The 26,138-nt window shown below is 31.8% G+C and carries 23 protein-coding genes, 2 pseudogenes and 1 other annotated feature; of the genes and pseudogenes, 18 read left to right on the forward strand and 7 right to left on the reverse strand.

From position 1 onward, the window contains the following. The first annotated feature begins 195 nt into the window (after positions 1–195). Entirely contained in the window at positions 196–1,290 is a 1,095-nt protein-coding gene (locus RCJ96_RS14325) for a helix-turn-helix domain-containing protein (RefSeq protein WP_416504501.1), read from the forward strand. A 14-nt stretch (positions 1,291–1,304) separates the two neighbouring features. Here the strand turns inward: RCJ96_RS14325 and RCJ96_RS14330 are convergent, their stop codons facing one another. Both RCJ96_RS14330 and RCJ96_RS14335 read right to left on the reverse strand, forming a co-directional pair. After that, a complete protein-coding gene (locus RCJ96_RS14330; protein WP_416504502.1) occupies positions 1,305–2,996 on the reverse strand; it encodes a M3 family oligoendopeptidase in 1,692 nt (563 codons plus the stop codon). A gap of 17 nt (positions 2,997–3,013) precedes the next feature. Then, positions 3,014–3,952 (reverse strand): DMT family transporter, encoded by a 939-nt coding sequence (locus tag RCJ96_RS14335; protein ID WP_262726234.1) that lies wholly within the window; start codon positions 3,950–3,952, stop codon positions 3,014–3,016. A gap of 127 nt (positions 3,953–4,079) precedes the next feature. On the opposite strand from RCJ96_RS14335, the gene RCJ96_RS14340 reads away from it, so the two are divergent. Together RCJ96_RS14340 and RCJ96_RS14345 are read left to right on the forward strand one after the other, a co-directional pair. Next, the gene (locus RCJ96_RS14340) at positions 4,080–5,450 is read left to right on the forward strand and encodes an aminotransferase-like domain-containing protein (protein ID WP_270796707.1); all 1,371 of its coding nucleotides are present in this window, start codon (positions 4,080–4,082) and stop codon (positions 5,448–5,450) included. Between the two features lie 136 nt (positions 5,451–5,586). Further along, positions 5,587–5,790, forward strand: coding sequence for a hypothetical protein (locus tag RCJ96_RS14345; protein ID WP_000290885.1), 204 nt, complete (start codon positions 5,587–5,589; stop codon positions 5,788–5,790). 27 nt (positions 5,791–5,817) lie between these two features. Here the strand turns inward: RCJ96_RS14345 and RCJ96_RS14350 are convergent, their stop codons facing one another. Next, positions 5,818–6,060 (reverse strand): hypothetical protein, encoded by a 243-nt coding sequence (locus RCJ96_RS14350; RefSeq protein ID WP_011732930.1) that lies wholly within the window; start codon positions 6,058–6,060, stop codon positions 5,818–5,820. A 111-nt stretch (positions 6,061–6,171) separates the two neighbouring features. On the opposite strand from RCJ96_RS14350, the gene RCJ96_RS14355 reads away from it, so the two are divergent. The 4 genes from RCJ96_RS14355 (at position 6,172) to RCJ96_RS14370 (ending at position 10,324) form a co-directional block, all read left to right on the forward strand. Further along, positions 6,172–7,098 (forward strand): alcohol dehydrogenase catalytic domain-containing protein, encoded by a 927-nt coding sequence (locus RCJ96_RS14355; protein WP_270796705.1) that lies wholly within the window; start codon positions 6,172–6,174, stop codon positions 7,096–7,098. Positions 7,099–7,175: 77 nt separating this feature from the next. Then, on the forward strand, positions 7,176–7,673 hold the full coding sequence (locus tag RCJ96_RS14360) for a DUF421 domain-containing protein (RefSeq protein WP_270796703.1): 498 nt from the start codon (positions 7,176–7,178) through the stop codon (positions 7,671–7,673). Between the two features lie 262 nt (positions 7,674–7,935). Beyond that, a complete protein-coding gene (locus RCJ96_RS14365; RefSeq protein WP_270796702.1) occupies positions 7,936–8,565 on the forward strand; it encodes a class I SAM-dependent methyltransferase in 630 nt (209 codons plus the stop codon). A gap of 259 nt (positions 8,566–8,824) precedes the next feature. Then, a complete protein-coding gene (locus tag RCJ96_RS14370; RefSeq protein WP_446699807.1) occupies positions 8,825–10,324 on the forward strand; it encodes a UDP-N-acetylmuramoyl-L-alanyl-D-glutamate--2,6-diaminopimelate ligase in 1,500 nt (499 codons plus the stop codon). A 155-nt stretch (positions 10,325–10,479) separates the two neighbouring features. On the opposite strand, the pseudogene RCJ96_RS14375 reads toward RCJ96_RS14370, so the two are convergent. Together RCJ96_RS14375 and RCJ96_RS14380 are read right to left on the reverse strand one after the other, a co-directional pair. Continuing rightward, positions 10,480–11,180: pseudogene (locus RCJ96_RS14375) on the reverse strand (class I SAM-dependent methyltransferase). Then, positions 11,177–12,078, reverse strand: a pseudogene (locus RCJ96_RS14380) (SMP-30/gluconolactonase/LRE family protein). The pseudogenes RCJ96_RS14375 and RCJ96_RS14380 overlap by 4 nt, the downstream one beginning before the upstream one ends. A 143-nt stretch (positions 12,079–12,221) precedes the next feature. On the opposite strand from RCJ96_RS14380, the gene RCJ96_RS14385 reads away from it, so the two are divergent. Beyond that, the gene (locus RCJ96_RS14385; protein ID WP_000551046.1) at positions 12,222–12,392 is read left to right on the forward strand and encodes a DUF2197 domain-containing protein; all 171 of its coding nucleotides are present in this window, start codon (positions 12,222–12,224) and stop codon (positions 12,390–12,392) included. Between the two features lie 72 nt (positions 12,393–12,464). Further along, positions 12,465–12,721: a binding site (T-box leader), on the forward strand. An 82-nt stretch (positions 12,722–12,803) separates the two neighbouring features. Continuing rightward, entirely contained in the window at positions 12,804–14,357 is a 1,554-nt protein-coding gene (lysS, locus tag RCJ96_RS14390) for a lysine--tRNA ligase (RefSeq protein WP_416504505.1), read from the forward strand. Positions 14,358–14,416: 59 nt separating this feature from the next. Here lysS and RCJ96_RS14395 read toward each other — a convergent pair whose 3' ends face one another. Continuing rightward, on the reverse strand, positions 14,417–14,845 hold the full coding sequence (locus RCJ96_RS14395; RefSeq protein ID WP_001128419.1) for a cell wall hydrolase: 429 nt from the start codon (positions 14,843–14,845) through the stop codon (positions 14,417–14,419). Between the two features lie 155 nt (positions 14,846–15,000). Between RCJ96_RS14395 and RCJ96_RS14400 the strand changes: the two genes are divergently transcribed. The 8 genes from RCJ96_RS14400 to RCJ96_RS14435 all read left to right on the forward strand — a co-directional run bounded on the left by RCJ96_RS14400 (position 15,001) and on the right by RCJ96_RS14435 (position 24,191). Next, on the forward strand, positions 15,001–15,915 hold the full coding sequence (locus RCJ96_RS14400) for an acetamidase/formamidase family protein (protein WP_074608784.1): 915 nt from the start codon (positions 15,001–15,003) through the stop codon (positions 15,913–15,915). A 125-nt stretch (positions 15,916–16,040) separates the two neighbouring features. Next, entirely contained in the window at positions 16,041–16,748 is a 708-nt protein-coding gene (locus tag RCJ96_RS14405; protein ID WP_446699808.1) for a response regulator transcription factor, read from the forward strand. Continuing rightward, positions 16,745–17,728 (forward strand): sensor histidine kinase, encoded by a 984-nt coding sequence (locus RCJ96_RS14410; RefSeq protein ID WP_416504507.1) that lies wholly within the window; start codon positions 16,745–16,747, stop codon positions 17,726–17,728. Before RCJ96_RS14405 ends, RCJ96_RS14410 begins: the two co-directional genes overlap by 4 nt. Positions 17,729–18,185: 457 nt before the next feature. Further along, positions 18,186–19,814 (forward strand): ribosomal protection-like ABC-F family protein, encoded by a 1,629-nt coding sequence (gene abc-f / locus RCJ96_RS14415; RefSeq protein ID WP_416504508.1) that lies wholly within the window; start codon positions 18,186–18,188, stop codon positions 19,812–19,814. 20 nt (positions 19,815–19,834) lie between these two features. Then, a complete protein-coding gene (locus tag RCJ96_RS14420; RefSeq protein ID WP_416504509.1) occupies positions 19,835–20,419 on the forward strand; it encodes a GNAT family N-acetyltransferase in 585 nt (194 codons plus the stop codon). Positions 20,420–20,781: 362 nt separating this feature from the next. Next, positions 20,782–21,552, forward strand: coding sequence for an ABC transporter ATP-binding protein (locus RCJ96_RS14425; RefSeq protein WP_074608773.1), 771 nt, complete (start codon positions 20,782–20,784; stop codon positions 21,550–21,552). Next, positions 21,527–23,452 (forward strand): ABC transporter permease, encoded by a 1,926-nt coding sequence (locus tag RCJ96_RS14430; RefSeq protein WP_074608771.1) that lies wholly within the window; start codon positions 21,527–21,529, stop codon positions 23,450–23,452. The genes RCJ96_RS14425 and RCJ96_RS14430 overlap by 26 nt, the downstream gene beginning before the upstream one ends. 67 nt (positions 23,453–23,519) lie before the next feature. After that, the gene (locus tag RCJ96_RS14435) at positions 23,520–24,191 is read left to right on the forward strand and encodes a lipoprotein BA_5634 family protein (RefSeq protein ID WP_074608819.1); all 672 of its coding nucleotides are present in this window, start codon (positions 23,520–23,522) and stop codon (positions 24,189–24,191) included. Positions 24,192–24,267: 76 nt separating this feature from the next. Here RCJ96_RS14435 and RCJ96_RS14440 read toward each other — a convergent pair whose 3' ends face one another. Next, positions 24,268–24,609 carry a DUF3914 domain-containing protein gene (locus RCJ96_RS14440; protein WP_242303871.1) on the reverse strand — a complete coding sequence of 114 codons (342 nt, stop codon included), beginning with the start codon at positions 24,607–24,609 and terminating at the stop codon, positions 24,268–24,270. 255 nt (positions 24,610–24,864) lie between these two features. Between RCJ96_RS14440 and RCJ96_RS14445 the strand changes: the two genes are divergently transcribed. After that, the gene (locus RCJ96_RS14445) at positions 24,865–26,106 is read left to right on the forward strand and encodes an esterase/lipase family protein (RefSeq protein WP_416504510.1); all 1,242 of its coding nucleotides are present in this window, start codon (positions 24,865–24,867) and stop codon (positions 26,104–26,106) included. Positions 26,107–26,138: the final 32 nt, after the last annotated feature.

Here is a 26,138-nt window from a genome sequence, read left to right on the forward strand (position 1 = left end):
AGTTAGGTCTTGCCAGCATACGATTTAACACTAAATTGAAAAATGAATAGAAGGTATGTCAAAATAAGATAGGTAAAAAATATAAAACCAATACGTATATATAGATTTTACAGAATGGCTCATGTTATAAAACACAAGAAATATCAAAAGAATGAAACGCACTTCTCTTATACTTTTATATAAGGAGTGAAGGAAATGAATGAACATATACAGCAGATGATTGATTGGATTGAGCACAATTTGAAAAAGGGATTTTCATTAGATGAATTATCTCGTTATATGGGGTATTTTCCTTATTATTGCTCTTTTAAATTTCATCAAGTAACGGGTTTCAGTATTAGACACTATATTCTTCTTAGAAGGTTGTATTTATCTACAGAAGATTTAAAGAATGGTAGGAAAATAATTGAGATCGCATTGGATTACGATTACTCTTCCCAAGAGGCTTATAGTAGAGCTTTCAAAAATGTTTTTGGAATCAATCCAAGAGAATACCAACTTAGCAAAATGCCTATTCAATCATTTGTTAAACTCAATTTAAATAAAGAAGGGGTGTTTCATATAAATATTTCTAGAAAAATAGAGGTTGATCAGTTACGAAATAGGAAAAGTGAGCTATTCGATAAAGAGGTACTTAACATATTAAATGGTCAAGTTATGTATGAAGAATTTAAAAACGAAAAGTTAATGGGTGATTCTGATTATGCACCATTTAATGAGGCTATGTGTGTGAATCCCGCTACTACACAAGTTTTTGGTGACGATTTTATTAAAACAAGAGCGGAAGGACACAACAGTTCCGTAGAAAGTTATACAAAAAAGGTTATAGATCCATTAGAAAAACTTTTTACGAAAAGGTATAAATGTATTGTTTTATGGTTTGGTGAAGATATGTTTTGCCAAATGAACTTACTTACCATACTTTCTTACCTTGAACAGTCTTCTTATGAAGGGAAGGTATACTTAAATAGTTTCAGAGAAGATGAATTTAAAGTAAATCAAATTGAACTTGAATTAGGAAATTATTCTTCGGTATACAGTGAAGTATTAGTAAATCATAAAAAGACTTTCTATAAGGTACCACCTGTCATGTATCAGGCTATAGATATATATTTAGAAATGCTAAAAGAAGATAATACCGTAATAAAATTCATCTCTAAAAATAAAGATTTACCAACTCGTGAATTGTTAACAAAGTTGTTTCAACTTTTTCCAACAATCGGATATGGAGATTCTCAGTACATAGAATTGATAAATAAAACAAAGAAGAAAGCTGAACCTAAAATATAGGAACAGCTTTCTTCTTATAATTGCTCAAGTAACTCTAATTCACTCTCTACAAATAACATTAGTTCTTTAATCGTTTCTCCAGAAAAATCAAAACGAATTCCAGCAACTTCATATACTTCAGTTAAAGATTTAGAACTACCTAATGATAATGCTTTTTTATAATTCTCTATTGCTTGTTTAGGATTTTCTTTATATTGTTTATACATTTGCAGCGCACCAAGTTGTGCGATTGCATATTCGATGTAATAGAATGGTAATTCGAATATGTGTAATACAGATAACCAGCCAGTTGCTATCCAATTTTCATAGCCTTCAATATTTACGACGTTCGATTGGTAAGTGTTATGTAATTCTAAATACTTTTCGTTTCTTTCCTTCGCAGTATGGTTAGGATTTTCATACATCCAATGCTGGAATTGGTCAACGATAAGCATTTGTGGTAAATACTTAACAATATCTTTAAAGAAATCTATTTTTGCTTTTGTAAAGTCTTCTGTATTCGCATAAAAGGTATCCCAATACTCCATCGAAAATAATTCCATTGTCATGCTAGCTAGTTCAGCTGATTCTGAAGGGATTTCTAAATACTTTTGAAGCTCTAACTGCTTCATACACTCATTATGAATACTATGGCCCATTTCATGGAGGAAAGTAGTAACATCATAATGTGTATGATTGAGATTCATGAAAATAAAAGATAATTGAGAAGCAGGTAAATATTCGCAAAATCCTCCAGGTCCTTTTCCTTTACGACTTTCTAAATCTAAGCAATTATTTTTCTGCATACGATTCAGTAATGCGGAAAACTCAGGGTCTAGTTTATGTAAAATATGAGAACTTTTTTCAATTAAATTATTTGCGTTTTCGATAGGTTTTAATGCTTTTTGATTTGGTGCGGCTGCTTTTAGATCCCATGGACGAAGGCTATCTACTTGAAGTTCACATTTTTTCTCATTCAATATCTTATCGATAAGTGGCACTACATGCTTACGGATAGATTCAGCAAGTTCATAGCAGTCTCCAGGTGTATAATCAAAACGTTCATGTTTTTTAAACATATAATCACGATAATTATGTAATTGAATGTTTTTTGCCTTTTCATGACGGATTACGATTAATTCATTTAATATATGTTGTAATTTATTTTCAACAGATAAAAACTTTTCGGAAATGAGCGTTTTTGCTTTTTTTCGTGTATGACGATCCGGATCTTGTAAGTAAGACTGTAGTTCAGTAATTGTTTTTTCTTCACCGTCCCATAGTGCAGTTAAACCACCTGTAATTTCAAAGTACTCGGTTACTAGTTTGTCTTCTTTTACTTCTAAATCAATGTTCTTTTCACAAAATAATGTTTGAGAATTCTTTATTTTTTTATCTAGTAAGTTATACGTTTTTGGATCAAGTTCCATTCGAAAAGGTGACTCTAAATATTTAGTATCAAATGAATTTTGATAACGTTTCATAAGAGGTCTTACAAATTGTTGATCATATTCGAAAGTATCTTTTATTTCTTTATTATTTGTATTACATTGAAAGGCGATATAGTGCGATCTTAATTGTTCTTTAATTTCCCAAATGAAAGTAGAGTGTTTTTTTAACCAGTTTTCAAGTTCTAGCTTTGAAGAAATCACTTCATTCAATAAAGTAGAAAGAGTATTTTCTAATTCTAGAACGTTACTAATATCAATCGAATTTACACGTTGCAATATATATCCCTCACTTTTTATTTACTTAAGGAAGTATTCTTCTTCTGTACTACAATCCCTCTTTTTCCTAGGAAGTTTGTGCCCACTACTCCAAGAACAATCAAAATTGTTCCGATGATGTGATAGTATGCGATTTGTTCATGTAAGAATACAACACCCACGATAATTGTAATAAGTGTAGAAAAGTTGCTGAAAACACTTATTTTAGCTGCTTCAATATAAGATAAGGAATAGTTTAATAACAATGCCGTCAGTAAGGAAGATAGTAACCCTAAATATAAAATGGAGATAAGAAATGTTCCATTCGTAAAAGGTTTAAAGTATACCGTTATTGTACCTTTGCTTATATGGCTGGTAATCGCGATTAAATTAAAGCTAATAAAGCCGATTACTGTCATTGTGTAAGTTAAATCCATTAGTTTGAATTTCTTCGTCATTTTTCGAGCTAACACATTATAGAAAGCAGATGATAATGCCGATAGCAAAATAAGAATAACACCTATGAAACTAGTTTCATGAGTCCCTATACCATTCATGATAAATATATAAATGACACCGATGACGGAAATGAGTACAGATATTTTTTGCCATGTATTTGTATACTCTTTTAAAAAATAGGAAGCTAACATCATCGTAAATATAGGAATCGCTGCTTGTATAATTCCAGCTTCGGATGAACTTGTATACACTAAGCCAAATGCTTGGAAAGCAAAAAATAGTGCTGGATAAAATATTGCAAGTGGTAAAAGGGCAAGTATATTTTTGAATGACATATTTAACTTTACAAAACCGAAAACAATAGGAATACTTGCCGCTACGAAAGCAACTGTAAAACGATGAGCCAGAGTATCAAGAGGGCTTGTAATGGTTAGTGTTAGTTTCACGAATAAAAAGGAAAATCCAATAATAAATGAATAGAGTAATGCTGATATATATGCTTTTGTTGTATTCTTCATAATTTCACCTCATAGTAGTTAATTTCTTACTGGCCAGTATACGTACATAGTAAACTTTCTGATCTAGTGCTACAATGTGAATAAATACAAACTGTACCGGTACAAAATAAATGTAAGAGGTGTCATGATGTATAAGTATTTACATATTTTAAATGATATAGAAAAAATGATTCAACATGGAGAGATAAAAGAAGGACAAAAATTACCATCAATACGGTCACTCGTTGCGCAATATGAATGTAATAAGGCAACAGTTATACGTGCGCTTTATGAATTAGAAAAGCGTCACATTATATATTCTGTCCCTCAAAGTGGATACTACGTTGTTAAGAAATCTGGGAGTACTATAGAAAATAAAGAGATAATTGATTTCGCTTCTTCAGCACCAGATCCAGATGTTTTCCCATATTTAGATTTTCAGCATTGCATTAATAAGGCTATTGATACTTATAAAAATGATTTGTTCGTATACGGAACACCGAAAGGGTTACCATCTTTAATTCCAGTCATTCAAAAACAGTTGGCAAATTATCAAGTGTTCACGAAAGAAGACAATATTTTTATAACGTCAGGTGTGCAGCAGGCACTTGCAATATTAACTTCTATACCATTTCCAAATGAAAATGAAACAATATTAGTTGAACAACCAACGTATCATTTATATATAGAGTATCTAGAAATAAATAAAGTTCCTGTAATCGGTATTAAACGTACGAATGAAGGTATTGATTTAAAAGAATTGGAGCGTATTTTTCGAACTGGTAAAATAAAATTCTTTTATACAATACCAAGATATCATCATCCACTTGGAACTTCTTATTCTAAAGATGAGAAAGAAAAAATCGTACTATTGGCTAAGAAATATAATGTATTTATAGTGGAAGATGATTATTTAGCAGATTTAGAAACAGATTCAAAAGCCGATCCATTATATAGCTTGGATCATGGTAATCATGTCATATATTTAAAAAGTTATTCGAAAATTATTTTTCCAGGTTTACGAGTTGGTGTAGCAGTTATTCCACCGATTATTTCGAGTGCTTTCCATACATATAAAAAGGTTTTAGATATTGATAGCCCGATGATATCCCAAGCTGCTTTAGAAATTTATATAAAGAGTGGCATGTTCGAACGCCATAAAAATAAAATTCAATCTTCCTATAATAACAGATCTAAAAAACTAGCAGAAGTATTAGAAAGAATGTATAGTGAAAACCCGCTTTTATTCACACATAAAAAGCAAAATACAATTGGAATCCATACTTGTTTAGAAGTACATAAAACAAGTATTTCGGGCATGTTGATACAAAGACTAAGTGGAATGCAAATCAGTATTGATACGATTGATAAGAATTATGTGAGAGGTTTTCCGAAACAAAGACTATTAAAGTTGAACGTATCGAATGTAAAGGAAGATAGGATTGAAGAAGGAATTCGTAAAATAATGGAGGAAATCAAACAAGTGGAACGTCTAAATTTTAAATTTAAAAAAGAATAAAATGATATTTTTAGAGCACCCAATGGCTGAGTGCTCTTTTTATTTTGGACATAAGTAATTTAAATGGGAATTAACTACCAATAAATGTTAACCTTAAAGCGTAGCATTTATTTTGAATAGGAGGGTGATGGGGTCTATGGCAGTACGTATAGTCGATGATTTACAACAATTATCGTTGTTACTTATGTTTTTAAGTACATTTATATTTTATAGATACTTAAAGAAGGTTAAACGAGATAGAAAATTGACTGGTTTTGAATGGACAATGTATTTTGTCACTCAGTTTGCGACATTAATTTGGGCAATGACTTATTTTATTAAACACTTAGCTGAATCGTAATTTCTATTCACTCAATCTAGTTTACTGTTATCTATTAGGGATATAAATATAGTCTGTATCTAAATCAATGACAATATCGCTTAAGACGTCTTCTTGTAATAACTTTTGGATTTTTTCATAATGATACCGTACACAAAATAAGTTTAGAAGTTCTTCATTAGATATCTCTTCATTTTTTACATTTAAATACATTATTATTAACTCGTTAAGAGAACAGTTACGGCCAAAAACATACTCATTTATACCATATCCATCAAATTCAATTATCATTTTATCACTGTTGGGTGCTAGTCAACGTTATAGCTTAAATTTTAGATGAATTTATTATACATTGTTTGAAATTTAGTGAGAATATATTTTTATAAAATGAGAGGGTCATAAATGGAACAAAATAAATTAGTTTTAGAAGGACCAAAATACCTTAAGTGGCAAACGTGTAAAATAAAGTCTATACAGGATGATGAAATTATCGTTAAAACAATTGCAGGTGCAATAAGTATTGGTGCAGAGTTACCACAGTATAATGGATCCGATGTTACAGATACACATCCTTTTTATCCAAGAAAAACTGGATATGAAAGTTATGGTGAAGTGATTCAAGTTGGTAATAAAGTAACGAATTTAAAAATAGGCGATAAAGTAGTTTCTTTTTATGGACATGAAACGATAGGAATAGTTAAGGGGTATAAAGTAATTCGAGTACCTAGTTATATAAAACCTAAAGTCGCTTTATTATCTATTCTTTCGTGCGATGCCGCTAAAGGCATATTGAAACTAAACCCGCGACAGGATGAAAAGGTACTTATAACTGGAATGGGAGTTATTGGTTTACTTGCTTGTTATTTCTTAAAATACTATGTAGGTATTGAGCATGTGGATATTGTTGAACCTGATAGGACTAGAAGGGAATTTGCACAGAAATTTAGTGTGAAAAACACATTTGATGCAGAAGAACAGATAGTAGAAACATATAATTATGGTTTCGAATGTTCTGCTACAAATAGCGGATTCCATACATTACAAAAAACACTTAAAACTAATGGACAAATATGTATACTTTCTGATGGTAATATTGAAGAATTAACATTAACCGCCGATTTTTATCAGAAAGAATTGCAAATCATTGGTTCAAGTGATGGGTATGATTATCAAAAACATGCAGATTGGTTTTTTAGTCAAATAGAACAAATACCATTGTTAGAAGAGATTTTTCAACATGAAATTCATTATACTGCACTTGAACAATGTTTTGAGACATTGAGCAAAGGGACAATACATCCATTAAAAGTATTTGTTTCATATGAATAATAGATAAACTTGCAGCTTATAATTCATCCTTAAGTGGAGAATGCTACTAACATTACCCATTAAAGGATTAGGTTATTATGAATGTTATTTTTGAAAGCATTATTTTAATTTTAACTGGAATTATTGCATTAAAAATGACAGGTAGTACATCTGTTAGCCAAATGACAAGAGCTGAAATCATTATAGTAGTATCAATTGCACGTATTATTGTAGAGCCTGTATTAAGTAGGAAAGTAGTCCCATCTATATTTGCAGCTGTAATCTTTGCAAGCGTACTTCTTATCATTCATTTCTTTGAATTGAAGTCAAAGAAGTTGGAACAATTCCTAAATGGCAGTAGCATTATAATTGTTGAAAACGGAGAGATTGTAAAAGAGAATTTGATGAATGCGAAAATGTCGGAACAACAACTTTATATGCAATTAAGAGAAAAAGGTATTCATGATTTAAAGAGTTTACAGCAAGTTACAGCTGAACCGAATGGGCGGATTGGTTACCAATTAATAGAGAAAGCTCAGCCGATAACTTTAGAAATGTTAGAAAAAGTAATAGATCAGTACAATATAAAAAGATAATTTCTCTTGGGAAAAGCCAATACTACAACGGAAGTATTGGTTTTTCTATTTTTTACACACGAATATAGCATAATAATAAGCCAATCTTAAAATTAGATATAGGCTTATTATTATGCTATATTCAATGGAGCCAAGATGAATAAGGTAAGTGGTATGAATAGAAGAAAAAACTATATAGCAACAACACCCTATAACAACAACACAAAAAACTTGCCTTTAATTTAATACTAAAATGGATTGAAAACAAGGAGATAGAAACATAATGGAATTTTGGGAATCAAGCTTTATTGAGAAACAAACGATGTGGGGATTTGAACCTACAGAATCAGCAATTTTGACAAAGGATTTTTTTCTAGAAAAGAACGTTAAGGACATATTAGTTCCGGGTATTGGATATGGCAGAAACGCAAAGGTGTTTATCGATAATGATATAAATGTAACAGGAATTGAAATTTCAAAAACAGCTATTGATTTAGCGAAACAAAACGGATTAGAAGATATTAGTATATATCATGGTTCAGTAAACGAAATGCCTTTTGATAATAAACTGTATGATGGGATATTTAGTCATGCACTTCTTCATTTGTTGAATGAACAGGAAAGAGAGAAATTTATTAAAGATTGTTATAATCAGTTAAAACCTGGTGGATATATGGTTTTTACAACTGTTTCTAAAAAAGCTCCAATGTACGGAAAAGGAAAACAGTTGGAGCAAGACTATTATGAGATAATGGAAGGCGTAAAAATGTTCTTCTATGATTCTGAATCTATAAAACAAGATTTTAAAAAATATGGACTAGTACAAGTTTCGGAAATTGATGAACCAAATAAGAATATGGTCAATAAACCTTCAATCAATTTCTTAAAGATAACATGTCAGAAAGAACTATAACGAAAAGTTATTAAGAATTATTAAAGATGTTTATATATTGATTATGCACAAATAAAAAGGACAAGCATATAATAGAAATACCTATTAACTTTAAGTAACCGTAACTTTCGTTAATAGGGTATCTCAAAATCCCCAAAAGAGCACTTGCGGAAACAAGTGCTCTTTTATTTTTTGTTTATTTTAGATGAATAAATTTCGTTAAATCAATATGGTATTTTAAGCCATTATTTTATATAAAGTGGTAAAATAAATAGGGGAAATGTTTAAGGGGGCGGGACATTTGAAACTAAAAGAGCTGGCGAATTTGTTATTGATTAAAGAAACTATTGGCAATATGGATGTAGAAATTACGGGGTTAGAAATGGATTCTAGAAAGATAACTGATGGAGATCTATTTATATGTGTATCAGGTATCGATGGTTTTCTTGAAGATCGACATCAATTTGTTGAAGATGCAGTGAAGAATGGTGCTGTAGCGTTAATTGTAGAAAGGGATGTAAATATTGAGATACCTAAAATAATTGTTAAAGATGCTAGATATGCTATGGCAGTTATTGCGTCACACTTCTATGGTTATCCATCTAATAAAATAAAGCTAATTGGAATTACAGGTACAAATGGAAAAACAACTACTTCCTATTTACTTGAAAAAATTTTAAGTGATTATGGATATCACACGGGGCTCATGGGGAATAACGGAGTGAAAGTTGATTCAAAATGGTATCCTACTGATATTAATACGCAAGAGCCTCCAACACTTCAACGGAATTTGCAAATGATGAAAAATCAAAATGCAGATTATTGTGTTATGGAAGTTACGTCACAAGGTTTACATATGGAAAGAGTGAAAGGATGTAACTTTAAAATAGCTGTTTTTACAAATTTAACGCAAGATCATTTGGATTATCATGGAACATTTCATGAATATAAGCATGTAAAAGGTCTTCTTTTTTCAAGATTAGGAAATGATTTATCTACTACGGATAAAAAAATAGCTGTTTTGAATGCAGATGATCCATCGGTAGAATACTTTAAAAAAATTACTTCAGCTGAGGTTATCACATATGGAATACATAATAGAGCAGATGTTCAAGCGAAGAACATAACTTTAAGCCCAAAAGGAATTCGTTTTTTAGTTTCGTCCTTTAATGGAGAAATAGAGGTTAGTCTTAATCTTGTAGGTCGTTTTAATGTTTATAATGCATTAGCAGCAATAACAGTTGCAATAGTTGAAGGTATTCCGCTTACAAACATTTGTGATAGCTTATCAAACTTAAAGAGTATTGAAGGTAGAATGGAAATTATAGATGAAAATCAAGATTTTCTTGTAATAGTGGACTATGCTCATACACCGGATGCATTAGAAAATGTTCTCTCTACAATTAGCGAGTTTGCAAAAGGTAAAGTTATTACTGTTTTCGGTTGTGGTGGAGATAGAGACGCAAAAAAACGATCTATAATGGGCGGAATTGCTGGAAGTTATAGTGATTTTGTTTTTATTACTTCTGATAATCCACGTTCGGAAGATCCGCAGGCAATAATGAAAGATATTGAAAAAGGATTTTCGCAAAATAATAATTTGAATTATAAAGTGGAGGTAGATCGTGAACTTGCAATAACTCACGCAATAAACATGGCATCTTCTAATGATATCGTTTTGATTGCAGGCAAAGGGCATGAAACGTATCAAATTTTAAAAGGTTCAACTATTTATTTTGATGATAAAGAAAAAGCTCGACAAGCAATTATTAATAAATGAATGAATTCAATTAGTAGCTGAATAGTATTTCTAATAAAAATAATATTTTAGATGAAGCTAAAACTAATAACTGAGCAATTTTATGAAGAATTTATAATTGAAAGGTAAGGGTGTTTCTCTGAATGTATGAGGGGAAAACCTTACCTTTTATAGTTTTATTTCTGAAAAACAAATGTTATAGCATTTGTTTTTAATTGAATATGCCTTTCATCGCGAACAATATCATAGACTAATTCTTTTATTTCAACTTTAATTTCTTTCCATTCCTTATAAATGCTTTTTAATAGATATATCATATCTTCAGTAGGAAGGTTAATTTCAATTAAAGCATCTAATTCTTCATCCGTATGTAAGTCAATTTCTTGTATGTTCGAGTTAATAATTAAACAATTAATACCGCCACTTTTTGTACCTTCTTTCATAGAATGGAGCACGTTTTTTAAATCTTCTTCTGATTGAACATGCTCTAAACTTGATACTGCAATGATATAATCATATGTATCAGGTTGGATGTAGTAGTTTTCAATTGCTGCTTGTTCGGTTTTAATATTATTAATTACACATATTTTCTACTATAAGTTTGTAATTTTGTTAAAGCGGAATCAAGTAAGTCCACACATGTAATAGTGCCACTAGTATTTTGTATCTTTTGTGCAATGGGAATACTATTTCTTCCGACGCCAGAGCCGAGATCAAGTACTTGCAAGTTGTTTTGTCCTTCAAAGTGATCCATCAAGTCCATAACTGTTTTAACTGGTTTGTACAGCCAAGAGCCAGTTTCAAATAGTTTATATTGTTCATAACAAAGGTCGTGATATTTCTTTTCTGCTTGTCTTATGTAATTAATACGATTCATAGTGTTTCAGCTCCAATATTATTATTGCAAAATGAATGGGTAGGACAACCTTTTACATTTGTTTGAATTCGAAAAATACCACCAGCATGTGGATATTGCTTTAATTCGTCATCCGTCATTCTTGTTCTGGCTGTTGTAACATATAGGTCGGTTAAATTGGGTCCTCCAAATGTACAAGATGTTACATGCAGCGCTGGAATCGGGATACTTAATATTTGTTCTCCAGTTGAAGGGTTCCATCTAGTAATCTTTGAACCTCCCCAATGAGCAATCCATAAGCAACCTTCCTCGTCAATTGTCATACCATCAGGTAAACCTTCATTCTCAGAGAAAAGGATTACATCGCTTGGATTGCAAATTTCTCCAGTACTTATATTATAATGAAAACGAACTACTTTTTTAGTAGGTGTATCAATAAAGTAAAGGTATGTATGATCAGGTGACCAAGCAATTCCATTTGATGTATTTACATGTGAAACTTTTTTCTCTACCTTTAAATTATTATTTAAACAATACAAGGAGCCAGCAGCATTAATACCGTATGTATCTGTAGTACCTGCCCAAAAACGTCCTGCCGGATCGCATTTTCCATCATTAAAACGATTATTAAATAAATGTGGTTCAGGGTCAAAAATATGTGTCAGTTTTTCTGTTTCAACATTAATAGAATAAAAGCCGTTTTCCATAGCTAGGAGTAGTACGTCATCTAAATACGGAACAACACAACCAATTTGTTGATTGAGAGCAATTACTCGGTTTGTATTAGCGGTAGGACTAAATATGCATAATTGTTTCTCCGCAATATCAACCCAGTATAAAAGTTGCTTTTTTCATCCCAACATGGTCCTTCGGCTAAACTTGCTTTTGCATCTAAAATTAATTCTATATTACTGTCCAAGATGTTCACCTCGCTTTATAAGATATTTATATAATTCGATAAGAATAGAGGTAAACCTTTTAATCAGAAGATATTAAGATTTGTACCATGGAAAAACTGATTTTCTCGAGTGATTAAAAAAATGTATAAATATGGAGAGGAAAATGCATATGATGTTTTATGAAATTGTTTGCTTTTCTTGTAAAAATATATTTCGTGTTTATGAAGGTAGTGAAAAATATAAGCGATTTAAAGAGAAACCAAAAGGGGTATATTGTTGTGATGAGTGTAGCCACAAAATTCAATTAGAAGCGATAAAGAATTTTTTTAGATAATTATATAATTTTATTTCGGAAAAGTTTGACAATGATAGCGTTATAAATTATCATATGAAAAAACTAATATTTAAAATGGCATGGAAGAGAAGAGTAGTTAAGAAAGAATACGTACAGAGAGCTCTGGTAGCTGAGAAAGAGCAGTATACATCTTAATGAAAAAAGACTTGGAGCTGCGCAAGGAACTAATTTATTTAGGGATGGTGCGACGGGATCTCCCGTTATAGAGATAGGGTATAAGCATATTTTGCCGTACCTGAAGAGGTTAATATGGTGACATATTGACAAACTGAGGTGGTACCGCGAAGCTAACAACTCTCGTCCTCAAGATGAATAATCTTGGGGGTGGGAGTTTTTTTATTGTATAAAACTGAAAATCTGAAAACAAAAAACAATTGAGGTGAGTAACATATGCATTGGGCGTATGAAGTAGCACACGAATTAATTAGAAAACATCCAAACAAAGAAACTTTTGTTTGCGCATCTGGAATTAGTCCATCTGGTTCTGTTCATATTGGGAACTTTCGTGAAATCGTAACGACTTATTTTGTTGTAAGGGCGCTTCAAGATTTAGGGAAAAAGACTCGTTTTATATTTTCATGGGATGATTACGACAGATTTAGAAAAGTCCCTAAAAATGTTGATTCATCTTTTGTAAAGTATATCGGAATGCCATACTGTGATATACCAGATCCGTATGGATGTCATAATTCATATGCCGAGCATTTTGAAAAAGAGTTTGAGGAATCGCTTCAAGTATTTGGGATTGAAGTGGAATTCATATATCAACATGCTGAATATAGAAGTGGAAGATATAACAAAAACATATTGGAGGCTTTATATAAAAGAAAAGAAATATATGACATTTTAATGAGTTTTAAAACGGGAGAGTGTAGTGAAGAAGAGCGAGAGGGCTTTTATCCGGTTACATTATATTGTGAGAAATGCGGGAAAGATGCGACAACGATTACACATTTTGATGAAGTATTAAAAACAGTCCGGTATGAATGTGAATGCGGAAATCAAACTGAATTATCGGTATTAAATACAAATGAAATGAAACTGAATTGGAAAATCGATTGGCCGATGAGATGGATGATAGAGGATGTTGTTTTTGAGCCGGGCGGTAGAGATCATTCATCAGAAACGGGTAGTTATAATGTATCAAAAGAAATTGCGAGAAAAATATTCAATCGTGAAGCGCCTCATTACATTGCTTACGATTTTATTGGAATTAAAGGGCATCATGAAAAAATGTCTAGTTCCTCAGGGAATAGTATTACACCTAGCGAGTTGCTAAAAGTGTATTTGCCCGAAGTGATTCTATTTATGTTTGCAAAATATAGGCCAGACGCAGCGTTTCATATCGGTCTTGATGAAGATGTAATTCGCAATTATACAGAATATGAACGATTGAAAGATAGTTATGAGAATAAAATGCTCAAAAATGAAGATTTATTTGATGCAATTAAGCTTTCTAGAGTAGATAGCGGATTTAAAGAATATCCGAAATTTAATCAAGTAGCAGGAATATTGCCGCTATTAAATTTTAATTCATCTATTTTACAAGGTACATTAGAAGAAATAGATAGAAGTTATGCATTAGATGCTATGATTGCGATAAGTAATCGTGCAGAGCATTGGATAAGAAACTTTCAATCCGAAAAATTAATTGCGGTAAATCAGGAGAAAAATACAGAGTTTTATAACACATTAGAGGGAAAGCAGAAAAAATGGTTAGTAGAAGTTTGTAAAATATTGCGTTCAAATAAAGATTATTCAAACATAATGGAGCAATTTTATTCGATTTGTCATCATGAAAATAAAAAAATAATGAAAGAAAATCAAAAACAATTATTCACTATTATATATAAACTCATTATGAATCAATCAAATGGTCCTCGTATACCATTATTAATACATGTGGTAGGTATAGAAAAAACCATTGCATTATTAGATTTCTAAAACAAATTTAAAAGTAACGCAAGTACCCAAAATTCTAAGTACTTGCGTTCCAAATTTTACTACCGTGAATACAATTTCGGACATTCATCACCACTAGGTTCATAAAAACAGTGACTTTTAAACTGTCCTACAAATGGCTGATTATACCATTCGGGCGGACAAGCTCCAACTGGACGGAAATACCAAAGAGCCCATCGTGCAGGCCAGCGCCACTCACCTTGTAAAACTTTTCGTGCGATTTCTTTTTCTGATTCACGAGCGCGTTGATAAAAATATCCGTATTGCACTGCTTCGAATCCACCAGGGCTTTGATATACAGCATCACGTACGGTACGGAGTTGTTTAAAATCTAAGCAATCACAAAATACACGATTTACTACTACGCAGCCAACAAGTTGTTCACCTTGTCGACCTTCGCCTTCAGCTTCAGCACGCATTAAACGAGCTAGTAAATCAACATCGCTTTCGTTATATGGAATAAGGGGCATAGTGATACCAACTTTCTTTACCTGTTATAGTAAAGAGTGTATGTATGAAAATAAGCTAAGTGCTTTTCTATATGTAAATTCATTAATTATTAAAAGGAGCTTTTATGAAAAAAGCTAATTAGTAATTGTAGACTAATATAAAGAGGAGAGATAATATGCATCGAATTCAGAAAGACCATATCATTTACGCAATGTCACCAGAAAATAAACCATGTATGGAAGTAGAAATTGGGAGTCGCCTTATATTTGAAACATATGATTGCTTTGAAAATCAAATTGATTCTGAAGATGTTGCGTTTCAAGAATTAGATTGGAACCGAATTAATCCGGCGACTGGACCTGTATATATCAGTGGTGCAGAGCCTGGTGACATATTAGCCGTAACGATTGAAAAGATTCAAATTGCAGAGCAAGGTGTTTTAACTACAGGTATGAATCTTGGTGTAATGGGTGAAGAGCTACATGAAAATACAGTGAAAATTGTCCCAATACATAATAAACATGTTTTGTTTTCGAATGAACTACAAATCCCAATTAATCCAATGATCGGTGTAATTGGAACTGCTCCAAAAGAAGAGAGTATTTCATGTGGCACACCGCATGATCACGGCGGGAATATGGACTGTAAAGAGATAAAAGAAGGGACAACATTATTATTACCTGTAAATGTTCCTGGTGCTCTATTAGCATTAGGTGATTTACACGCAGCGATGGGTGACGGTGAAATTGGTGTTAGTGGAGTAGAGGTTGCTGGTGAGGTGACGGTAACAGTTCATATTATAAAAGGAAAGAAATGGCCATTACCAATGGCTATTCAAAAAGAAAAAATAATGACGCTTGCTTCAGAGAAATTGCTAGATGATGCAGCGAATCGTGCTGTACGTAATATGGTGACATTTTTACATGAAGAATTACAAATGTCTAAAGCTGATGCCACGCTTTTATTATCAGCTGCCGGTGATTTAAAAGTTTGTCAAGTTGTGGATCCACTTAAAACGGCACGAATGGAACTAAGTATGGATTATGTGGAGAAGCTAGGTTTTAATTGCAGTAACTTTCATATTAAGTAAGAATAATAGAAGAAGGATGCTTTTGTATAAAAGTATCCTTTTTAAATTTACGAATTAAATAAAAAAAGGTATTATTTATTTTATATAATTGTATATACGATTGCGGATCGAAAAAGGAGTAAATAATGGTTAAAATTATGATTGTAGAAGATGATATGAAAATAGCAGAATTATTATCAACACATGTTGCGAAATACGGGTATGAAGGAATTATTGTATCGGATTTTCAAAATGTATTAAATATTTTTTTAGAAGAACAACCAGAGTTAGTTTTATTAGATATTAATTTACCGAGTTTTGATGGGTATTATTGGTGTCGTCAAATTCGCGGAGTTTCTACATGTCCGATATTATTTATTTCAGCTCGTGAAGGTACGATGGATCAAGTTATGGCGTTAGAAAACGGTGGAGATGATTTCATTTCAAAGCCCTTTCATTACGAAGTTGTAATGGCTAAAATTCGAAGTCATTTAAGACGTGCTTACGGAGATTATGCACCGAAAGTAGAAGAACGAATGGTTGAGCAACATGGTCTTAGTTTATATCCTGAAAGGCTTGTATTGAAGCTTAAGAATCAAGAAATTGATATAACGAGAAATGAAGCTATTTTATTAGAAATGTTAATGAAAAATTATCCGCGTGTTGTGAGTAGAGAAGTGTTGTTAAATAAATTATGGGATAGCGAATCCTATGTTGATGATAATACATTAAGTGTAAATACAACACGTGTGCGAAAAAAGTTAAAAACATTACATATTGAGGATGCGATTGAAACGATTCGTAGTGTTGGATATAGACTACATATTACTTGGGATACTGGTATGGAAAAATGATAAGGCTGTTTATACGTGATCATATACCTCTTATTTGTTTTACAGTCATTCAACTATTATCCATATTTCTCGTTTATTGGTTTGATGGACATAAGCATATTGCGACGGCATTGTATGCAATGTTTTTAGGTGCCTTTTTTATGGTAGGCTATTTAGTACTTCGTTACTTTACTCATCGTACTTTCTATGAACGATTAGCAAACCCGATGCAATCTTTAGATGAATCGGTTCAAACATCTGATTTTGCAGCTATATCTGCTGCTCTTCAACACTTGCTTGAGGTACAGTATCGCCATTATCAAAATCAGCTTCAAATACAAGAGAGAAAAAATAATGATCATTTAACCTTTATGAATCAGTGGATTCATCAAATGAAAACACCTTTATCTGTCATAGAATTAATTACACAAGATGAAGTTGATCCACGCTTCGAAAGTATAAATGAGGAAACAGATAGACTGAAAAAGGGGTTAGAGATGGCATTGTATGTTGCACGTTTAGAAGCATTTACACAAGATTTTTATGTAGAAAAAGTACAGCTACATAAAATAGTGAATGATTCTGTGCATGAACATAAACGTTTCTTTATCCGGAATTTTGTGTATCCAGAGCTTAAAGTTGAAAAAGATATTACTGTAGAAAGTGATGCGAAATGGTTACAATTTTTAATTGGACAAATACTATCGAATGCGATTAAATATTCATCTGGTAGTAGAGAGAAGATTAAAGTGAAAGCTTGTAAGGAAGGTAATACAGTCATACTTGAAATTGCTGATAACGGTGTAGGCATACCGAAACAAGATTTACCAAGAGTATTTAAACCTTTCTTTACAGGAGAAAATGGCAGAGATTTTAAAGAATCAACTGGAATGGGGCTATATCTTGTATATGAAATTACGAAACAATTAGGACATAGTGTAGAAATCCATTCAGAAGTTGGTAAAGGTACCGTTGTACGTATTAAGTTTTTTAATGTGTAAAAATGACTCAGGCTAAAGAATTTTTGAAATAAGTTTTTTAGCCTTGTATTGTATATTTCATAAAGTTTTCATATGAATAAACTTCACAAATTAGTGAAAAATTAAAGATAAGAGCACAGGAAATTGTAAAAATGACAAATAAACTTGAAGAAAATCTTTGATTTTGTAGTACAAATATTAATATTTACGCATACAGTACTATCATGGTACAATATGGTTACTAATGATGGAAAGGAATGATGGGTGGACGATGATTAACTAATCTTATTTTTAAATGTTGAAATTCAATACATTTCAATTTCTAAAAAATAGGATTAGTCTGCCCAATTTCCAAACAACGGTATTGCTATTTATGTTGCGCAATAGCTTATTTGGGTATAAATATTTTAACGACTAATCCTGCCAAATTTATTTGGGAGGATTTTTTTATTCTCCCTTAACGAAAGGGATCGGTATTATGAAAGAACTATTAAAATTAAATGATGTTTATGTTGAAATAAAAGAAAATAGGTTGTTGGAGAAAATGAATGTGACAGTAAAACAAGGGGATGTTATCGGATTAATTGGTAAAAACGGTGCTGGTAAATCAACGTTACTTCAATTAATAAATGGGAAGATTGAACCTTCAAAAGGTACTGTTGAATGGATGCAAATGAATATGACAACAGCATATGTTGAACAAGAAAAAGAATCTTTTGTTAGTAAGGATATAATTGCAAAAGAAGCAGAGCTTCTTGCGAAATGGGGCGTGCCAACGAACGACTTTCATACTTTAAGTGGTGGTGAAAAGCTGAAAGTACGATTAGCAAAAGGATTTGCTAAAAATCCTAATGTCTTAATATTAGACGAACCGACAAATCATTTAGATGAGATGAGTACAGAATTTCTTATTAAGCAAATTAAAAATATGAAAGGTACAGTTATCGTCGTATCGCATGATCGATATTTTTTAGATGTTGTCGCGACTAGAATATGGTCAATTGAGGATAAGAAATTAATTGACTATAGCGGTAATTATACGAGTTATATGAAAGCACGTGAGCATAAAAGAATGACGCAGCAGCGTGAATATGAAAAACAACAAAAAAAGATAGAACAAGTAGAAACTCATATAAAAGAACTAAGTTCATGGTCACAAAAGGCACATGCGCAGTCTACAAAACAAGAAGGAGTTAAAGAATTTTATCGTGTAAAAGCGAAGCGCATGGATGCACAAGTGAAGTCGAAACGAAAACGTCTCGAAAAAGAGCTAGAGAAAACGAAGATAGAACGTGTGAAAGAGGAGTATTCAGTTGAATTCTCTATTCAAGCGAGTAAAAAAGTAGGAAAACGTTTCTTAGAAGTAAAACAATTGCGGAAAGAATTTAATAATCGAATATTATTTGAAAACGTTAATTTTACAATTCAACACGGTGAGAAGATTGCGATTGTTGGACCAAACGGTAGCGGGAAAACAACTTTACTGAAGATGATTATGGGAAACGAAACTGCTGAAGGAGAAGTATGGATTTCACCATCAGTAAACATAGGTTATTTAACACAAGAAGTATTTGATTTACCGCTGGAAAAAACACCAGAAGATTTATTTTTCAAAGAGACGTTTGAAGAAAGAGGAAAAGTCCAAAATTTAATGAAACATTTAGGGTTTGAATCTTCTCAATGGAAAGAGCCGATTCGATATATGAGTATGGGTGAACGAGTAAAATGTAAGCTAATGGCTTATATTTTAGATGAAAAAGATGTACTTATTTTAGATGAACCTACGAATCACCTTGATCTTCCTTCACGTGAACAGCTTGAAAATACATTAGCTGAGTATAACGGAACGCTCGTTATCGTTTCTCACGATCGATATTTTCTGGAGAAAACAACTAATACAAAGCTTGTGTTTGTAAACAATACAATACAAAAGCAGCTCGAAGAACCTACGAAAACAAGAGACGAAATCGAAGAGCTACGTTTAACATTAGAAACAGAGAGACAAGAAGTATTAGGGAAATTAAGCTTTTTAACTTCTAAAGACAAAGAATATAAAGAACTGGATGAACGGTTTATGGAACTTACGAAGCAGATTAAGGCGCTTTAACGTAAGTAAGGGGGATTAACATGGGGGAAGAGAGTGTGACTAATTTATTTAGAATAGATTGTGGAGAAATATACCTACAAGAGTTTACAGTCGAAGATGCAGAGAGTATTTATAACATATCCAATCAACCGGAAGTAGAAAAATTTTTGCCAGACTGGAAATCAACGAAAGAACAAAGGATTAATTGGGTTGTAAATTATGAGATACTAGAAAATAAAGCGTTTCTTCATGCAGTGAGAATTACGACTAACATAGATGATCACATATTGAAACTAGGAATATTTAAGAAAACCACAAATGAATTTATTGGATGGTGCTGCACAGGTATGAAAGATGAACTCCCTGCACCGAACAGAGAAATTATGTATGCAGTTTCAAGTGAATATCATAATAATGGTTATGCAACGAAAGCAACAAAAGGACTGATTAACTATTTGTTTGAAAAAACAAATGTAGATGTTCTTAACGCAATTGCTTTAATTAACAATGTAGCATCAAATAAAGTTATTGAAAAATGCGGATTTATTTATAAGTGCCAACAGAGGATAGAAAATCAAATATATAATCATTATATATTGAGAAAATCTGAGTGGATAAAAATATAACGTTGAGTAGTAAAAGACCGATAAAGCAATCGGTCTTTTCTCATTTATCCCACTTTAATGGGCAGTAAGACCCCCACCTGAAAATTCAGCGAAAGCAAAGAAGTTTGGTGGGGGATGAAGAAAACCCCCACTGATTAAAGTTTCACTTTATATAATAAAGGTTTCATATACTTTGTATTTCCTGCTACTATACAATTATTATAAGATAGTTATGTGTTACTTTTAGTTTGAAAATAGTTGTGTTATCAGTTTTTTCAGAAACCTTACAAGCGTGTAAGATAAATGAAAGACGAATCAATATGAGCTGTAAGACAATTCATTTACACTCTGTTATGAGACGTGCAAATGAAGGGAGAATATACATGGAAATTTTACATGCAAAAAGTATTAGTAAAGTATATAAAGGGAAAGTACCTTATAAGGCATTAGTTGATATTGATTTATCAATTCAAGAAGGTGAATTTGTAGGGATTATGGGGCCATCTGGTAGTGGGAAAACAACGTTATTAAATATGGTATCTACTATTGATTCTCCATCATCTGGAGAAATTTTAATAAATGGCACAAATCCTTTCCAATTATCATCAGAAGATTTAGCGTTATTCCGCAGAAAACAATTAGGATTTGTTTTTCAATCATTTAATCTTCTTAGCACACTTACTGTAAAAGAAAACATCGTATTGCCAATGACTTTAGATGGTGTTTCTGTGAAAGAAATGAACAAACGAGTGGAAGAAATTGCAGAGAAATTAAACATTACAGAAATATTAAATAAAAGAACGTTTGAAATATCAGGGGGACAAGCTCAAAGAACGGCAATCGCTCGCGCAATCGTTCATAAGCCGCAATTATTACTCGCAGATGAACCTACAGGGAATTTAGACTCTAAATCTTCAAATGATGTAATGGAGATGCTTGATACTCTAAATAAACAAGAAAAAGCTACGATGATGTTAGTTACTCATGATCCGTATGCAGCGAGTTTTTGCAGCCGAGTAATCTTTATTAAAGATGGTCAACTATATAATGAAATTTATTGTGGTGAAAGTAGGCAAGCATTTTATCAAAAGATTATGGATGTCCTTTCTTTGTTAGGAGGGAAAAGTCATGACTTTTCGTCAGTTCGCATTTAATAATATTTTTCGAAATAAGCGTACATATGCTGCTCATTTTTTAAGTAGTGCATTTTCTATTATGATTTTCTTTACATATGCTCTTTTATTATTTCATCCTGATTTACAAGGGGAATTAAAATCAACAAGTGCAACAATAAGTGCATATGGTACGATGGGATTTACAATTTCGCAAGGTTTGATTTTTGTATTTTCATTTTTCTTTATTCTATATTCAGTTAGTTCATTTTTAAAAACTCGTAAGAAAGAATTTGGTATATTAATGATGCAAGGTATGTCAATGAGACAATTTAAGAAATTATTATTAATTGAAAATATGTTGATTGGATTTGGTTCAATTTGTATAGGGATTTTCATTGGACTCATATTTTCTAAACTAGTCTTATTGATAAGCGCAAGTGTATTAATGATTAATAATGGTTTGCCTTTTTATACACCAGTGAAGGCTGTATTATTAACAATTATCACTTTTCTTTTCTTATTTTTCATTGTTTCACTATTTACATTTAAAATGGTAAAAATAACGGAACTTGTGGAACTTATTCGAGCAGAGGAAAAACCAAAACCTGAGCCGAAATCTTCAATTTTATTATCACTGCTTTCTTTAATTAGTATAGGATATGGATATTTCTCAGTATTTCGCTTCATTTCAAATTCCAGTTTTACTACACTCGGAATGGGTGTCCTACTAGTAATTATAGGAACGTACTTTTTATATACACAGTGTAGCGTGTATATATTACATCTTGCTAAAAGGAGAGAATCTTTCTTTTTAAAGAGAACAAATATATTAACGATTTCTGAATTAATTTACCGTATGAAAGATAATGCAACAATGTTTTTTATAGTTTCTATTGTTTCAGCAGTTGCATTTACAGCGATTGGTACAACAGCTGCAATTGGAAGTAAAGATTTAGTAAGGATGACAAATCCGTATACATTTTTATATGGGGATTTTGAAAACGACAAAGCATTAAATAAAAATCTTTCTATTATAAAAAAACATCTTGCTGATGCTAATATTCCATATCGAATGGCTTCAGCTTCATATATATACACAGAAAGTAATGTAATTGTAATGAAGTTAAGCGAATATAACGATCTTGCTAAAGTACTTGGATATCAACAAGAAACAATTGAAAATGAAGGTGAAATTTTATTAATTCCTGGAGTCGTATCACAAAAACACGAATTTAAAAATGGCGACTATAAAAAAAGTATAGAAGTCATTCAAGGTGAATGGACAAAGACATTTCAAGTGGAAAAAGCTGTAGAAAATTTAGTTTTACCACATGATACTAGAAAAATATATATCGCTGTTCAGGATCAAGTATATGATGAAATACCTATTACTAGTGATCCAAATAATATTCATATTCCATATCGTACTTACGGATTTGTTGTAGACGATTGGATAAAAACGAAGAGAATTTCAAACGAATTAATTAGTACATTCGCGAAAGAAGAAGGTAGTTTTCAATTTCGAGCTTTAACTCTAGATTTGTTAAGTGCGAAGCAAACGAATGGACTATTACTTATGGCAAGTGTTTTAGTCGGAATCGTCTTCTTTACATTCGCTGCTAGTTTTATCTATTTCCGATTATATACGGATTTGGATCGTGATCAACAGCAATATAAAATGATTTCGAAAATGGGATTAGGTAAACGAGAGCTAAAGAAAGTTGTAACGAGACAGTTATTATTAATGTTCTTCTTACCGATTATCATTGCAGTGATACATACCGTAGTCGCTTATATGGCATTACAACAATTACTCGATTTTTCTATTATGAATAGTTCTATCGTAATTTTAATTTCATTTATTTGTATACAAGTTTTATATTTCTTTATAACCCGTTGGCGTTACCTGCAAAAGCTTTATAAGGTTATGGATCAATAGAGTTTATTAGCTTGTAAGACTATATGAAAGTATGTGAAAAATCAATTGTATGATGAAAGGAAACGCGATGAAAAGAACTCTAACTATTTTTATGTTAATGATACTATTATTAATAAGTTTTAGTGCATGTTCTAAAAAGGAGAATCTATTTCCTGCAAACGGTATATTAATCATTGGAGATGAAAATAAAATTTCACCAATTATTAATCGTTATCAGGAAATTACGAAAGAAAATGAAGTGTTTTCTGTAAAAAAAGGTAAATTTGGAAATGGGCAGGTATTAATTTTAAATGAGTCTACAGCACAAGCATTGATTAAAGCTAAAGTTTTTCGTGAAAGAGACAATGGCTCTAATTATATACCTGTAAATACGTTACCAAAATTTCCAAAAGAGGGTTCGCTACTGTTTGCACAAGACGACGAAAAGACTTTGAAAAGTATTAAACTAGAAGGGAAAGAGATTCCTGTCATATACAATAGTGACGCTTGGATAGGTAACAAGCGTATTTATCCAGCACAATGGTATGTAATTGTATCGAAAAACAATGTATATGAGAAAATAAAAGCAAATGAAACAAAAATGCATCTTCTTCAATTTAAAAAATCTATAGGTGACGAAAAACCTAAAATGTCGACAGATAATGCATTGGTTAACGAAAATATCAAAGTAAAAAAGCTAATTAAAGGTTTGGAAGGAGAAGTATCTTTTCAGTTTGTAACGATTGGAGAAAAATCTTAAAAAAGAGTTCGAGCTTGATAGAAACTTTATCAAGCTTGAACTCTTTTTATTTTATAGACTATTCATATAAAAAAGATTACATTACTTCATTTAATCGAGTCTCGTTTGTTTCCTCAATCGCATTAGTATTTTGAGCCGAATTATTTTGAGCTTCTTTTTCTTTACGAACTTTTTGTAGCATTTCAAGGATGATCCATAAAGGAACACCTTTATCTTTTAACATCTTCCATAAATCTAATTCGTTAAATTTATGCTCTGGCTGTTTCATTTCTTTTTCGGATGAACGAATATCGAACTTGATGGGATCAGTTACTTTCTTACTTTCAAGTTTAGTAGAAGAGATAGTATTATGCTCAAGATTAGATGGAGTTATTTTAGTAGGTTGAGACAATGTATGAATATTTGATCCGATTTTCATGATTTTTCCTCCTTTTGAAGCAATGAGATTAGTTTTCTTATGGTTTTTAAATCTTTTTAACATGAGGAAACTATATCTAATTATAAATTCAAATAAACAGATTTACAAGTTGTATTGTAAAAAGTAAATATTTATCAACATTTGTATATGTTTTCTATATATACAACGTATATAAAATACTTTACATTATGTTTAAGTTATTAAAGCATGCTGTATAGCAAAAAAATGTAAACGTTTTATTAGGGGGGAGAAAGTATGGGGAAGTTATTTTTAAAAATATGTTTTTTTGCATTAGTGGCTGTTTGTTCATTGGTAGCGAAAATAACATATGCTGAAGAGAGACAACAAAATAATTATCCGATCATATTAGTGAATGGATTTGCTGGATGGGGTAGAGAGGAAATGCTAGGGGTTAAATATTGGGGTGGTGTTCATGATATACAGGAAGATTTGAAACGCAATGGTTATACAGTTCATACCGCAGCTGTTGGGCCAGTTTCTAGTAACTGGGATCGTGCATGTGAATTATATGCCCAAATTAACGGTGGAATAGTAGACTACGGTGCCGCACATGCTGAGAAACATGGACATAATCGTTTTGGCAGAACTTATAGTGGTTTTGCGCCGAATTGGAGTGAAACAAATAAAGTTCATTTAGTTGGGCATAGCATGGGTGGACAAACGATTAGAACATTAGTACAGCTATTAAAAGAAGGCAGTTTTGAAGAAAAAAATTATGTGAAAAATCACCCAAACAACAAAATATCACCACTATTTGAGGGCGAGAAATCATATGTTCATAGTGTTACAACATTAGCAACTCCTCACAACGGTACAACACTTGCGGATGGTAGTCTTCTACTACCGTTCGTTAAAGATTTACTCATTACAGCTGCAAGTTTTGGAGGAAACGATAATTTATCACTATATGATTTTAAATTGGATCAATGGGGGTTAAAAAAGAATACTGGAGAGTCCTTTTTCCAATACAGTAATCGTATTCTAAATAGTTCAATTTGGAAAAATACAAAAGATATAAGTCAATGGGATTTAAGTACAGATGGTGCAAAGGAGTTAAATAATTGGGTAAAGACGCAACCGAATGTGTATTACTTATCCTATAGTGGACATGCATCACAAGCGGCACCTATAACGGGTTTACATTTTCCTCATATAACGATGAATAAAGTGTTAATGGGGAATGCATTTTTCTTAGGTTCCTATGCAAGGTATGAAGAAAATCGTCCATTAATTGATACTACTTGGTGGCAAAATGATGGTGTAGTAAATACAAGTTCTATGATTGCACCTTCTTCTAATGCTACTGTAAATAATAACGAGTCATTACAGATTGGGAAATGGAATCATATCGAAACGAAAGCAAATTGGGATCATCTCGACATGGTAGGACTTAGTGTTTCAGACACGTTAGGTTTTTCTAGCATTCAAGAGTTTTATAGAGCAATTGCTGAAAAGTTATCACGTTTACCGAAATAGGTAATAATAAAGCGCTCTCGATGGAATTCGAG

The organism is Bacillus sp. BSL6 (assembly GCF_052928345.1).

Excerpts from the sequence above, each read along its gene's own strand:
- RCJ96_RS14325 (WP_416504501.1), top strand. The coding sequence starts at position 196 with ATGAATGAACATATACAGCAGATGATTGATTGGATTGAGCACAATTTG.
- RCJ96_RS14335 (WP_262726234.1), bottom strand. The coding sequence starts at position 3,952 with ATGAAGAATACAACAAAAGCATATATATCAGCATTACTCTATTCATTT.
- RCJ96_RS14340 (WP_270796707.1), top strand. The coding sequence starts at position 4,080 with ATGTATAAGTATTTACATATTTTAAATGATATAGAAAAAATGATTCAA.
- RCJ96_RS14345 (WP_000290885.1), top strand. The coding sequence starts at position 5,587 with ATGGCAGTACGTATAGTCGATGATTTACAACAATTATCGTTGTTACTT.
- RCJ96_RS14350 (WP_011732930.1), bottom strand. The coding sequence starts at position 6,060 with ATGATAATTGAATTTGATGGATATGGTATAAATGAGTATGTTTTTGGC.
- RCJ96_RS14355 (WP_270796705.1), top strand. The coding sequence starts at position 6,172 with ATGGAACAAAATAAATTAGTTTTAGAAGGACCAAAATACCTTAAGTGG.
- RCJ96_RS14360 (WP_270796703.1), top strand. The coding sequence starts at position 7,176 with ATGAATGTTATTTTTGAAAGCATTATTTTAATTTTAACTGGAATTATT.
- RCJ96_RS14365 (WP_270796702.1), top strand. The coding sequence starts at position 7,936 with ATGGAATTTTGGGAATCAAGCTTTATTGAGAAACAAACGATGTGGGGA.
- RCJ96_RS14370 (WP_446699807.1), top strand. The coding sequence starts at position 8,825 with ATGTTTAAGGGGGCGGGACATTTGAAACTAAAAGAGCTGGCGAATTTG.
- RCJ96_RS14385 (WP_000551046.1), top strand. The coding sequence starts at position 12,222 with ATGCATATGATGTTTTATGAAATTGTTTGCTTTTCTTGTAAAAATATA.
- lysS (WP_416504505.1), top strand. The coding sequence starts at position 12,804 with ATGCATTGGGCGTATGAAGTAGCACACGAATTAATTAGAAAACATCCA.
- RCJ96_RS14395 (WP_001128419.1), bottom strand. The coding sequence starts at position 14,845 with ATGCCCCTTATTCCATATAACGAAAGCGATGTTGATTTACTAGCTCGT.
- RCJ96_RS14400 (WP_074608784.1), top strand. The coding sequence starts at position 15,001 with ATGCATCGAATTCAGAAAGACCATATCATTTACGCAATGTCACCAGAA.
- RCJ96_RS14405 (WP_446699808.1), top strand. The coding sequence starts at position 16,041 with ATGGTTAAAATTATGATTGTAGAAGATGATATGAAAATAGCAGAATTA.
- RCJ96_RS14410 (WP_416504507.1), top strand. The coding sequence starts at position 16,745 with ATGATAAGGCTGTTTATACGTGATCATATACCTCTTATTTGTTTTACA.
- abc-f (WP_416504508.1), top strand. The coding sequence starts at position 18,186 with ATGAAAGAACTATTAAAATTAAATGATGTTTATGTTGAAATAAAAGAA.
- RCJ96_RS14420 (WP_416504509.1), top strand. The coding sequence starts at position 19,835 with ATGGGGGAAGAGAGTGTGACTAATTTATTTAGAATAGATTGTGGAGAA.
- RCJ96_RS14425 (WP_074608773.1), top strand. The coding sequence starts at position 20,782 with ATGGAAATTTTACATGCAAAAAGTATTAGTAAAGTATATAAAGGGAAA.
- RCJ96_RS14430 (WP_074608771.1), top strand. The coding sequence starts at position 21,527 with ATGACTTTTCGTCAGTTCGCATTTAATAATATTTTTCGAAATAAGCGT.
- RCJ96_RS14435 (WP_074608819.1), top strand. The coding sequence starts at position 23,520 with ATGAAAAGAACTCTAACTATTTTTATGTTAATGATACTATTATTAATA.
- RCJ96_RS14440 (WP_242303871.1), bottom strand. The coding sequence starts at position 24,609 with ATGAAAATCGGATCAAATATTCATACATTGTCTCAACCTACTAAAATA.
- RCJ96_RS14445 (WP_416504510.1), top strand. The coding sequence starts at position 24,865 with ATGGGGAAGTTATTTTTAAAAATATGTTTTTTTGCATTAGTGGCTGTT.